10 protein-coding genes are annotated in these 12,465 nt (G+C 64.3%); all 10 read right to left on the bottom strand.

The features are described from left to right. Positions 1–20: 20 nt before the first annotated feature. A complete protein-coding gene (locus tag M1D97_RS13345) occupies positions 21–452 on the bottom strand; it encodes a VOC family protein (RefSeq protein WP_456268217.1) in 432 nt (143 codons plus the stop codon). Between the two features lie 143 nt (positions 453–595). Beyond that, positions 596–3,379, bottom strand: a complete 2,784-nt coding sequence (locus M1D97_RS13340; protein WP_456268216.1) for a heavy metal translocating P-type ATPase — start codon at positions 3,377–3,379, stop codon at positions 596–598. Beyond that, positions 3,372–3,818 (bottom strand): MerR family transcriptional regulator, encoded by a 447-nt coding sequence (locus M1D97_RS13335; RefSeq protein ID WP_456268215.1) that lies wholly within the window; start codon positions 3,816–3,818, stop codon positions 3,372–3,374. Before M1D97_RS13335 ends, M1D97_RS13340 begins: the two co-directional genes overlap by 8 nt. Positions 3,819–3,959: 141 nt before the next feature. Beyond that, the gene (locus M1D97_RS13330; protein WP_456268214.1) at positions 3,960–5,117 is read right to left on the bottom strand and encodes a porin; all 1,158 of its coding nucleotides are present in this window, start codon (positions 5,115–5,117) and stop codon (positions 3,960–3,962) included. Positions 5,118–5,134: 17 nt separating this feature from the next. Beyond that, positions 5,135–5,443 (bottom strand): hypothetical protein, encoded by a 309-nt coding sequence (locus M1D97_RS13325; protein WP_456268213.1) that lies wholly within the window; start codon positions 5,441–5,443, stop codon positions 5,135–5,137. Positions 5,444–5,584: 141 nt separating this feature from the next. Then, positions 5,585–7,183, bottom strand: a complete 1,599-nt coding sequence (locus M1D97_RS13320; protein WP_456268212.1) for an ABC transporter ATP-binding protein — start codon at positions 7,181–7,183, stop codon at positions 5,585–5,587. Between the two features lie 10 nt (positions 7,184–7,193). Beyond that, positions 7,194–8,159: an ABC transporter permease subunit gene (locus tag M1D97_RS13315; protein WP_456268211.1), complete on the bottom strand. Its 966-nt coding sequence runs from the start codon at positions 8,157–8,159 to the stop codon at positions 7,194–7,196. 12 nt (positions 8,160–8,171) lie between these two features. Next, complete coding sequence (gene oppB, locus M1D97_RS13310; RefSeq protein ID WP_456268210.1) at positions 8,172–9,098, bottom strand: oligopeptide ABC transporter permease OppB; 927 nt, start codon at positions 9,096–9,098, stop codon at positions 8,172–8,174. A 42-nt stretch (positions 9,099–9,140) separates the two neighbouring features. Beyond that, positions 9,141–10,760 (bottom strand): peptide ABC transporter substrate-binding protein, encoded by a 1,620-nt coding sequence (locus tag M1D97_RS13305; protein WP_456268209.1) that lies wholly within the window; start codon positions 10,758–10,760, stop codon positions 9,141–9,143. Positions 10,761–10,828: 68 nt separating this feature from the next. Further along, entirely contained in the window at positions 10,829–12,406 is a 1,578-nt protein-coding gene (locus M1D97_RS13300; RefSeq protein ID WP_456268208.1) for a peptide ABC transporter substrate-binding protein, read from the bottom strand. Positions 12,407–12,465 lie beyond the last annotated feature (59 nt).

The raw sequence follows: 12,465 nt of genomic DNA, 5'->3' as shown, positions 1-12,465 counted from the left end.
AGCCACCGGGTAGTGAGGTCTCAGTAGTTGGGCCACAGCCCGGGCGTGACCAGCTCCAGCAGATGGCCGTCCGGGTCGCGGAAGTAGAGGCTTTCGCCGCCCGGCGGCCAGTGCGTGCGCCCCTCGATGGCGATGCCGTGATGGTCCAGATGATGCTCCCAGTCGGCGAGCGCCTCACGATCGATGGCCAGCGCGATATGCTGGCGGCCGCCGCCATCGTGTGGCGGAATGGTGCCCATGCCGTCGGGCAGCTGGACGGTGTCATCGGTCTGCCCCTGCTGGAAGACCAGCAGCATCGAGTGCCCGGTGGGGTAGGCGGTAAAGCGCTGGTCGGCATTGTGCGGTGACAGTCCCAGCACCGTTTCAAAAAAGTCCCGGGCCCGCGCCATGTCGGCGGTGTAGAGCACGGTTTCGATGACGCCATGAATGGCGGGTGCCTGCTGTGTAGCCATCGTTGGACGCTCCCCTTGATGCGCTGGTCTGAAACGTCAGTGTGGGCCAGCAGGCCCGGGGTGTCATGTGTCGTCCCGGCTGCCCAGAAACCACCAGGCGATCAGGGCGATCAGTACGATGCCCAGGGCATTGATCAACAACGTCATGCGGCGGCCTCCCTGTCTGTTTCCGATTTCTTCCGGCCTGCGGAGGGAACCTGCGCCGGCGTGAAGTGGCGCAGGCGGTTGGCGTTGGTGACCACCGTCACCGATGACGCCGCCATCGCCAGTGCCGCGACCATGGGCGAAAGCAGGGTGCCGGTCAGCGGATAAAGTACGCCGGCGGCCACCGGAATGCCCAGGGTGTTGTAGGCAAAGGCGCCCCACAGGTTCTGCTTGATGTTGCTGATCGTGGCGCGGCTCAGGTCGATGGCATCACTGATGCCGTGCAGCGAGTCGCGCATCAGCGCTGCCCCTGCCGATTCGATCGCCACGTCGCTGCCGGCGCCCATGGCAAAACCGACGTCCGCCGCGGCCAGTGCCGGGGCATCGTTGATGCCGTCACCCGCCATGCCCACCACATGGCCCTCGCGGCGCAGTCGTTCGATATGGGTCTGCTTGTCCCCGGGCAGAAGATTGGCGTGCACCTCATCGATACCGGCCTGCGCCGCGATGGCCCGCGCCGTGGGCTCGGCATCGCCGGTCAGCATCACCACGCGCAGATGGCGCTCATGCAGTCGCTTGACGGCCTCAAAAGCGTCCTCGCGCAGCGGGTCCTGTACGGCCAGCAGCGCCACCAGCCGGCCATCGATGGCGAAATGCAGCACGCTGCGGGCCTGAGCTTCCCAGTCATCGATGGTAGCGCTGACCCCATCAAGGGCCACGCCGTGTTCGTCCATCAGCGCCGCGTTGCCCAGCGCCAGCCGCTCGCCGCCCGGGCCGGTGGCCGTCACGCCGCGTCCGGAGAGGGCTTCAAACTGGGTGACATCGACCGGGTCGGCCTGCTGCTCGCGGCAGTAGTCCAGCACGGCGGCGGCCAGCGGATGCTCCGAGCCGCGTTCGAGGCCGGCCAGCAGCGCCAGTTCATGAGCATCGCGCCCCTGTCGATGCACGTCGGTGACGCGCGGCTTGCCCTCGGTCAGGGTGCCGGTCTTGTCGACCACCAGGGCGGTCAGCTCGCCGATGCGCTGCAGCGACTCGCCGTGGCGGATCAGGATGCCGGCGCTGGCGGCGCGGCCCACGCCGATCATGGTCGAAATGGGCGTGGCCAGCCCCAGCGCGCAGGGGCAGGCGATGATCAGCACCGAGGTGGCAGTGATCAGCATGTGGGTAATGCGTGGTTCGGGGCCCAGATTGAACCAGATCAGCGCCGTGATGACGGCGGCGATCATGACCGCCGGCACAAAGAGGCTGGCGACCCGGTCGGCCAGTCGGCTGATGGGCGGGCGCGAGCCCTGGGCCTGACGCACCTGCTCGATAATGCGCGACAGGCCGGTCTCGCTGCCCACCCGGGTGGCGCGCAGCGTCAGCGTGCCCTTCGTGTTGAGCGTGCCGGCCGACACCCGATCGCCGGCTTCGCGCGCCACCGGCAGCGGCTCACCGGTCAGCATCGACTCATCGATATGGCTGCGCCCCTCGATCACCTCGCCGTCCACCGGCACCCGCTCGCCGGGGCGCAGACGCAGCTGGTCGCCGCGGACCACCTCGTCGATGTTGATATCGATCTCGTCACCGTCTCGAATCACCCGCGCGGTGCTGGCGCGCAGCGATACCAGCTGCGACAGCGCCTTTGAGGTGCGTCCGCGCGATCGGGTCTCGATCGCCTGGCCGAGGCTGACCAGCCCGATGATCATCAGCGGCGCTTCCAGATAGAGCGAGCGGGCCGCCTCCGGGACCAGCGTTGGCATCAGTGCCACGGCCATGGAGTAGAGCCAGGCGGTGGTCGTGCCGATCGCGATCAGCAGGTCCATGTTGGCGAGGCGATGGCGCACGGCCTTGAGCGCGGCATCGTAAAAGCCGCGTCCGGCCACCGTCATGATGCCCAGCACGCCCAGCGCGATGGCCACCCACACCCAGCGCTCCACGCCCTGCAGCTGCGGGTGGTGAAAGAACATGGTGGCCATCAGGCCGGCGCCCGGCACCAGCGCCAGCCAGGTATCGCGAACCTTGCGGCGATACTCCTGCTGCTCCAGCTCGCCGCGGCGCGCCTCTCCCTGCTCGATGCTCTCGATCACCTCGGCGCCGTAGCCGGCGCGTTCGACCGCGCTGATCAGGGTGGCGGGGTTGGCATCGCCGCGCACCCGGGCACTGCGGGTCGCGAAGTTGACCTGCGCATCATCAACGCCATCGACGTGGTCCAGCGCGTTCTGGATGGTGCGCACACAGCCGGCGCAGGTGATGCCGGAGAGCTGCAGCTCGATGGCGTCCCCGCGCGGCTCGGTCGGGCTTGCCGGTCTGTCGGCATCGACCGGTGCGGCGGCCTCTTCAGTATCGGCCCCTGTCGTGGCATCAGGCTTTGATGCCGAACCGGGTGTCTCCTCGATGGGCGTGGCACGATAGCCCGCCGCCTCGACGGCGCCGATGACGTCCTTCAGCGACTGTCGGGTCGTGATCGACAGCCGCTCGGTATCCAGCTCGATCCGTGCCTCCGGGTCGAGCGCTTCCAGTTCGGCCCGGGTACGTTTGACGCAGCCGCCGCAGTGCAGGCCTTCCAGTGCCAGCTGATGGTGATGGGGCGTGCTGTCAGCAGGCGTGGCACGATAGCCCGCCGCTTCGACGGCGCCGATGACCTCCTTCAGCGACTGTCGGGTCATGATCGACAGCCGCTCGGTATCCAGCTCGATCTGCGCCTGCGGGTCGAGCGCTTCCAGTTCGGCCCGGGTGCGCTTGACGCAGCCGCCGCAGTGCAGGCCTTCCAGTGTCAGATGCCAGGTGCGTGCGTTACTCATCGATCCTCCCGGTAGCGTTGGCGGCAGGGCCATTCGGCTCGTTCCAGTGCTCGATCAGCTGACACAGCGTATGGCCGTCCGGTGCGCCGTCGGGCATGTCGGACCAGGCCTGAAGCGCGTGTTCCATGCGATCGGCGAGCTGCTCCAGTTCGCGTATCTGCGCCCGAATCTGTGGCAGACGAGCGCTGAGGAGATCACGCACCATGGGGCAGGGGGAGTCGCCGTGATCGGTATGGGCAAAGATCTCCCCGATCTCCCTGAGGCTGAAGCCCAGTGTCCGGGCGCGCTGAATGAAGCGCACGCGCCGCAGCGCCTCCTCGTCAAAGTGCTGATAGCCGTTGTTCGGATCGCGCCCGGCATGAATCAGCCCCTGATGGACATAGTGACGGATCGTTTCACGGGTCACGTCGCCCTGGCGGGCCAGCTCGCCAATTTTCATGTCATTGCCTGCCGGTTGCCTGTCATGGGCACAGCATAAAACCCTGGGGTAGCCACAGGGTCAAGATGATGGTTTCTATTGAGCATTCACAAAAAACCCCCGCCGGCCGGGGCGAGGGTTATCGGTCATGCTGCTGCCTGTCTAGAAATCGTAGCGCACCAGAATGGCAGTATTGTCGTTGCCGATACTGCTGCCATCGGCATCCTTTGAGTCATCCTCGGAACGCTCCAGTGCCAGCACCAGGTTGTCGTTGGCCAGAAGCCAGGCAACACCGGCAATATAGTTGGCATTGCGGGCATCGGAGTCGCGATCTTCCAGTCGGTTAAGGCCGCCATAGATCTGTACGCTGCCCGGGGTATAGCCTCGAAGGTTGTACAGGGCGACCAGCTCATAACCGCGGGCATGCTCTACAGCGCCGTTATCCGGCAAGCCCTCGAATTTACTGTTGCGCTCAAGGTTACGGTAGTCACCGGCCATGGCCGCGAAATACCAGTTGCCCGGGGTCCAGCGCGCGCCCAGCAGCGTGGCATTGACGTCAGGGTGACGGTTACTGTCATCGTCATGATCGGTAATGCTGGAATGGGTGTAGGCAAGCCCCAGCGACAAGGTCTCGCTGGGTAACCAGTTGAGAGCGGCCTGACCGGTATAGTTGCGCTCCACGCCGGTGTCACGCTGCTCAAAACCGGTCACCACCTGCTGGCCGCCGATATTGCCATAGATCGGGGCATTGTCGCTGTGGCTGTCATCGCGTTCGGTCTGATAGAGCACTCCGAATGACCAGTCTCCCCAGCTGTTCTGATAGGAAATGGCGCGGTCAGGACGGCCGTTACCTTCAAAGCCGCCATCACTGTTACGCCCTGAAAACGACCCCTGTGCTGCGGCACCGTTGATCCAGAACCAGTCCGTCCAGACCCCGACCATGTCATACCAGAGCGAGTACTGCTTGCCGATCAGGATGGTGCCGTATTGGCTGTTGCTGAGACCGGCATACTGCAATCGCTTGTAATGCTCGTCGCTGCCGGTTTCAAACCAGGGGTTGAAGCCCCATTCGGTGCGCAGAATCGATGACCAGCCGGCTTCGAAATTGTGTTCATGAATCAGGCGAACACGGGAGCCGAAGTTGGTCGGATCATGGTCATCGTGAACGTCGTCGACCCAGGTACTGGCTGCGGCCAGTCGGCCGCTGAACTCCAGTCGATCATCGGGAGATTCGTACAGGATGACCGCCGAGGCCTGCTGAGCCACGAACAGGGACGACAGGCAAAGGGAGAGCGTGATGCCCTTTTGGTTGAAGGTCATGAGAGAAGGCTCCGCGTTTATTGATTGTTATCGAGCTGCTGCATACCGTTGATGAACTCGGCTTTGGAAATCTTTCGATCCCGATCCTCATCCAGCGTGGTAAAAAGTCCCTGTAGTTCGGCGGCTCTGGCTTCCACTGGATCGATGAAACCATTGCCATCGGTGTCTGCCTCGTGAAAGCGTTTTACAAGCTCGGGCGGTGCCCCATTCTCAAGAGCGGCGTTGTCAAAACCGCCCGGGCCGAACAGCGGGCCGGTGCAGCCGGCAAGCGTGAGCAGGGCTGTGCCGAACAGGCCACCTCGTAGAGCATTGTTATGTTTGTGCATGGTTGTGTCCCTTGTTATTGCACGTTCAGGGGCGCTGGCCCCGTTGATGAGGCAAAAGCCTCCCATAACGCCCTGAAAAAGGCGTCACGGACAGACGGGCAGCAAGGGCCCGCCATGTTCCTTTAATATCCCCTCGATATTTCAGGCGGCCGTGTCGAGAAAGGCGGCCTTCAAAAGCGCTTTCGTGTATTCCTTCTGCGGTGCCCGAAAAATGGTCTCGGCACTGCCCTGCTCGACGACCTGTCCCTCCTTCATGACCAGCACGGTGTCGGACAGCGCCCGAACCACGGCCAGATCGTGGCTGATGAACACATAGGTCAGGTTGTATTTCTGCTGCAGGTGGCGCAAAAGCTCGATGACCGTCATCTGCACCGAGCGGTCCAGTGCCGAGGTCGGCTCGTCGAGCAGCAAAAAATCGGGCTTGAGCACCAGCGCGCGGGCGATGGCGATGCGCTGACGCTGACCGCCGGAGAACTCGTGCGGATAGCGCTTGCGCATCGCCGGGTCGAGCGACACCTCCTCGAGGGACTCGATAACCCGGGCCTCGCGCTCGCGCCGGTCGAGTTCGGGAAAGTGCACCCTGAGCCCTTCGCTGATGATTTCTCCTACGGTCAGACGCGGTGACAGCGAGCCGAACGGGTCCTGAAAGACCACCTGCATGCGCGCGCGCAGCGGGCGCATATGGGACTTGTCGAATGTCGTGATGTCGGTGTCTTCAAAGCGCAGCTGTCCCTGACTGTCCAGAAGGCGCAGCAGGGCGCGGCCGAGCGTTGACTTGCCCGAGCCCGATTCGCCGACGATACCCACGGTCTGACCGCGCCGGACGGTCAGGTCGATCCCGCGTACCGCTTCGAAATAATCGTTTTGGCCGAACAGGCGCTTTTTGGTGGTAAAGCGCACCCGCATGTTGTCACCGCTGAGCAACACCGGCGCATCTTCTGCCACGGCCGGCTTGCTGCCGCTGGGCTCGGCGTCGAGCAGCATGCGGGTATAGTCGTGCTTTGGCTGATCGAACACTTCCTGCGTGGTGCCGGACTCGACCAGCTCGCCGTAGCGCATCACACAGACCCGTTCGGCAAAGCGCCGCACCAGACTCAGATCGTGGGTGATGAACAGAATCGCCATGCCGTAGCGCTGTTGCAGATCACGCAGCAGATCGAGAATCTGGGCCTGAACGGTGACATCGAGTGCCGTGGTGGGCTCATCGGCGATCAGCAGACGCGGCTCGCAGGCCAGCGCCATGGCGATCATCACGCGCTGGCGCTGGCCGCCGGAGAGCTCGTGCGGGTAGCTGGAAACGCGTCGTTCGGGCTCGGGGATGCCGACCTGGTGCAGCAGTTCCAGCACCCGCGTGCGTGCCTGGCTGCCGGAAAGCCCGCGGTGGCGATGCAGGACTTCGGCAATCTGGCGCCCGATGCGGTGCAGCGGGTTGAGTGAGGTCATCGGCTCCTGAAAGATCATCGAGAACTCGTTGCCCCGCAGCCGGCGCATGCGCGCGGCGCTGACCTGTGTCAGGTCTTCGCCGTCCAGACGGATGGCACCGGAGATTTTGGCCATCTCCGGCAGCAGGCGCATCAGGGCGGTGGAGGTGACCGACTTGCCGGAACCCGACTCGCCCACCAGCGCCAGGGTCTCGCCCGGGCGGATACTGAAGCTCACGCCCTTGACGGCGGAAACAGTGCCGGTGGGCAGTTCAAAGTCCACCTTCAGGTTGTCGATCTCGAGCAGGGGTGTCGACATGGTGGACTCCTTAGCGGGTACGCGGGTCGAGGGCATCGCGCAGCCCGTCGCCCAGAAAGTTGAGACAGAACAGCGTCACGGCCAGAAACGCGGCGGGGACGATCAGCATCCAGGGCGCGCCCTGCATGTTGGAGGTGCCCTCGCTGATCAGTACGCCCCAGCTGGTGAGCGGTTCCTGAACGCCCAGGCCCAGAAACGACAGAAAGCTCTCCAGCAGGATCACCTTGGGCACCGTCAGCGTCACGTAGATGATGACCGGGCCGATCGAGTTGGGAATCAGGTGGCGGGTGACGATCTTTGAATCCCGCACGCCCAGGGCGTGGGCTGCCTCGATGAACTCGCGGCGCTTGAGCGACAGCGTCTGGCCGCGCACGATGCGTGCCATGTCGAGCCACTCCACCGCGCCGATGGCGGCGTAGATCAAAAAGATGTTACGGCCGAAGACCACCATTAGCAGGATGACCAGAAACATGAAGGGCAGGGAGTACATGATGTCGACAAAGCGCATCATGAGATTGTCGGTACGCCCGCCGACATAGCCGGAAATCGCGCCGTAGAGTACACCGATCACCAGACTCACCAGGGTGGCCACCAGCGCCACGGAAAGCGATACGCGTCCGCCGTAGAGGGTGCGGGTCAGAAGGTCGCGGCCGTTGGCGTCCGTGCCCAGCCAGTGCTGGCCCTCCAGGGTGGGTGCCACGCCGAACGCGTTCCAGTCCACCTCGGCCAGCCCCCAGGGCAGCAACCAGGGCCCGGCGATACAGATGATCGTCATCAGCGCCAGCAGGATGAGGCTCGCCATGGCGGCCCGGTTGTGACGCAGGCGGCGCCAGGCCTCGCGAGCCAGGCTCTCGCCGGGCTGGGCCACCGGTGCCTCGGGCGGGTTGGGGCTACCGCCGCCCTGGAGATTATCACCGTCGCCCGGGGTCGAGCCGGATGCGGCGTGGGTGTCATGAGCACCGTGGGAAGAGGTCATGATGCGCTCCGGTCAGTCGTCATAGCGAATTTGCGGGTCGAACAGCGAGTAGAGCAGATCGACAATCAGGTTCATCAGCACGATCAGAATGCCGTAGAACACCACCGTGCCCATCACGAGCGTATAGTCGCGGTTGAGCGCGCCCTGCACGAAATAGCGCCCGATGCCGGGCAGCCCGAAGATCTGCTCGATGACCACCGAGCCGGTGATGATGCCGGCGATGGCCGGCCCGAGATAGGAGAGTACCGGCAGCATCGCCGGACGCAGGGCATGGCGCCAGATCACCTGACGCTCGTTGAGCCCCTTGGCCCGGGCGGTACGGATAAAGTGACTGCCCAGCACCTCGATCATCGAGGCGCGCATCATTCGGGCAATGTAGGCAATCTGCTGAATGGCCAGCGCCACCACCGGCAGCACCAGATTGGGCAGGGCGCCGCCGTTCCAGCCGCCCACCGGCAGCCAGCCCAGGATGACACCGAAAAAGAGCGCCATCAGCGGGGCGATCACGAAGTTGGGCACCGCGATGCCGCCCAGCGCTGTCCCCATCAGCAGATAATCCACCGTTGTGTTGCGCCTGAGGGCCGCCATTACCCCCATGGGAATGCCCAAAAGCAGGGCAAGCAGAATTGCCAGTCCGCCGAGTTCCAGACTGACCGGGAAGCCCTGGGCGATCAGGTCGGTGACCGAGAAGTCCTTGTACTTGAACGACGGCCCGAAATCGCCCTGCAACAGGTTGCCCATATAGCGCAGATACTGCATGGGCAGCGGCTCATCCAGATGATAGGCCGCCATCAGGTTGGCCTCGATCTCCGGCGGCAGCTGGCGTTCACCGTCAAAGGGCCCGCCCGGGGCGACCCGCATCAGAAAGAACGAGGCCGTGATCACGATCAAAAGCGTGGGAATGGCCATGGCCAGACGCCTGGCGATATAGCTCAGCATGCCGATCGACCTCGGTGCAGAATGGATATACAGGACACGGGATTACTCCTCGAGGCTGATATAGCGCAGGGGATGCACGTTCATCGGGGAGGATTCCCAGCCCCGGACGCGCTCTGACACCAGCGCGGTGTTGACGTAATCGTAAAGCGGCAGCAGGGCGTAGTTGTCCAGCAGATGCTGCTGGGCCCGGGTCAGCAGCTCGGCACGGGCTGTCGGGTCGATGGTTTCACTGCTTTGCTCGACCAGCCGGTCATACTCCGCATTGTGATAGCCGCTGCTCAGCGCCGATGGCCCGCCAGTGGTATAGCTGCCCAGAAAGTCATAGGGGTCGTTGATGGTGGCGACCATGCCGTAGCGGGCCAGCTGGAAATCGCCTTCCCGGACGGCGGCATAGTGGCTCGCGGCCTCGGCGTTGATCAGGGTGACGTTCACGCCCAGCGGCTTCCACATGGCGGCCAGCGCCACCGCGATTTTCTTGTGATCTTCCAGCGTGTTGTAGCGCAGCGTCAGCGTCAGGGGATTGTCCGGGCCATGGCCTGCCGCCTGCATCAGCTCGCGGGCGCGCGCCATGCGTTCATCCATCGGCATCGATGCCAGGGGCAGCTCGCCTTTGGCACCGCCGTCAGTCACCCGGGGGACCAGCCAGTACGACGGCGTTTGTCCCATGCCCAGCAGCTGATCGGTAATCACCTCGCGTCGCGTGGCCAGATTGAGCGCTTCACGTACGCGAATGTCGCTGAGCGGGCTGTCAGGTTTGAGGTTGAACATATAGAAATATTCCCCCACCAGCGGGCTGACCCGCAGGGCATCGCCCAGCTCCTGACGCAGTCGCTCGAAGCGTCCGCCGGGTACACTGGTGTAGCTGATATCCAGCGCGCCGGTGCGAAAGCGATTGAGGGCGGCGGTGGCCTCTTCCAGCGGATAGAAGATGGCCTTGTCGAGGGCCACGTCACTGGCATCGTAATAGTGCTCGTTTTTATCCAGCGTGATGTGGTCCTGCGGCGACCATTCGCTCAGCGTGAAGGGTCCACTGACCACCGTCTCCCCCGGCACCACCCAGCGCTCGCTGTCACCCGTTAATACGTGCTCGGGCAGCGGGGCGGCCTCGGGCATGGCGATGGCCTGCAAAAACCAGGCGGTGGGGCGGTGGAGCCGGATCTCCAGATGGCGGTCGTCGAGCGCACGCACGCCCAGCGTCTCCGGGTCGGCGTCGCCGGCATTGACGGCCCGGGCGTTCTCGATCGGGTAATAGAGGTTGGCGTTATGGGCCGCTGTCTCGGGGCGCAGCAATCGACGCAGGCTGAAGACGGCATCCCCGGCAGTGATGGGCCGGCCATCGGACCATTGCGCATCGTCGCGCAGCTCAAGGGTCCAGATCAGACCGTCATCGCTCAGGTTCCAGCGGCTGGCCAGGCCCGGCACCAGATCGCCTGCTGCGTTCTGGCTGACCAGGGTTTCAAACAGCTCGCGCACGATGCGTGTCTCCCAGACGCCGCTGGTCTTTTGCGGGTCGAGCGTGCCGGGTTCGGCGCTGTTATCGATGCGCAGCGTGGACGCCATGCCGAGCGGGGCGATGGCCAGCAGACAGGCCGTCAGGACGGCGCGTTTGACAAAAGGGCGATAAGCGCGCGTGGGGCGCGAGCGTTGGGTCGTGTCGGTCATTGTTGTTGTCCGATGCATGTCATTACATCACGTCGCGCGGGCCTGTGCGTCCACGCGACATGACAGGGTTACGGGTTGATGCTGATCCAGCGCGACAGATGGCGGTTGATGGCGTTGTCTTCCCAGCCGGTCATGTCCGGATTGACCAGATTGCGCGCGGCGTCGGCATAGATCGGTGCCAGGGCGTAGTCCCCGAGCGCCTGACGCTCGGCCTGCTCGAGCAGCTCGCGGCGCTCGTCCTGATCGGATTGAGCCGCGGCCTGCGCCAGCAGGTCATCGAACGCGGCGCTTTTGTAGCCGCTGTAGTTCTTGGCGTTGCCGGAGGCCAGAATGCCCAGGAAATTGCTGGCGTCGTCAAAATCCGCCACCCAGCTGGCACGGGCGACGTCGAAATCGCCGCGGGCGATCTCGGCGTAGTGCACGTTGGCCTCGGCGTTGACCATCTCGATGTTGACGCCCAGCGGCTTCCACATGGCGGCCGCCGCCACGGCGATGCGGCGGTGATCGTCGCGGGAGTTGAAGCGCAGACGCAGATCGAGCGGGTTCTCCGGACCGTAGTCGGCGTCCTTGAGCAGCTCGCGCGCCCTTTCAAGGCGTTCATCAAGGGGGGCATCAACGCCCGGCATGGTCTGCGCCTCGTAGTGGCTGATGCCGGCGGGCACCAGCGCACTGGTGGCGTTGGCCGCGCCCTGCAGCACCTTCTCCACGATGATGTCGCGCCGCAGGGCCAGATTGAGCGCCTCGCGCACGCGTACGTCGCTGGTTGGGTGTCCCTCGCGATTGTTGAGCGCGTAGTAGTAGGTCGACAGCTGGTTGTGAAGGTGAACGGCGTCGCCGAGGTTATCCTGCAGCCACTGATAGCGGCTGGCATCAAAGTCGCGCATCACGTCCAGATTGCCGCTTCTAAAGCGCGACAGCCCGGTGTTGAGGTTCTCGACGAGGTAATAGTTGACGCCGTCGAGCGTGACGCTTTCGGCATCATGAAACTGCGGATTCTTCACCGCCTCGATGTGGTCGTGCGAGACCCAGCGGCTGGGCATGAAGGCGCCGTTGGTGGCGATATGCTCAAGCTGTGTCCAGTCGTTGCCGTACTGCGCCACCACATGGGCCGGCACCGGCGCGGCGATGATGTGCGCCATCAGGGTGGGCAGATAGGGCGTGGGCTGCTCGAGCTGAATCTCCAGCCGGTGATCGGTCACGGCGTGAACGCCCAGGGTATCGACGTCGGCGTCACCGCGGTTGATGGCGGCGGCGTTGTCGAGCGGATAGAGCAGGTTGGCGTAGATGGAGGCGATGTCCGGGTCGAGCGCGCGCTGAAAGGCGAGCACGAAATCCTCGGCAGTGACCGGCTCGCCGTCGGACCAGCGGGCGTCGTCGCGCAGGTTGAACGTCCAGGTCAGACCGTCGTCGGAGACCGACCAGTCGGTGGCCACGCCCGGCTGGTAGTCGCCGTCGGGGGACAGCGTCACCAGCCCCTCGAACAGATCGCCCAGCACGTCGTTGTCATAGACAGCGCCGGTGACGCGGGCGGCGTCCAGCGAGGCGGGTTCGCCGTAGATGCCGATATCCAGCGTGGCAGCCTGAATGGTCGACGACAGTGACCAGGCCAGAGCGGCTGCCATGCAGCCGGAGACAAGACGGTTCATGATCGGTGCCTGCTTGAAAGTATGAAAAGACCATTACGCGGGCACACCGGCGTTGAGGC

The organism is Kushneria sp. AK178, assembly GCF_053903105.1.
This window is presented reverse-complemented; position numbering and strand designations above follow the sequence as displayed.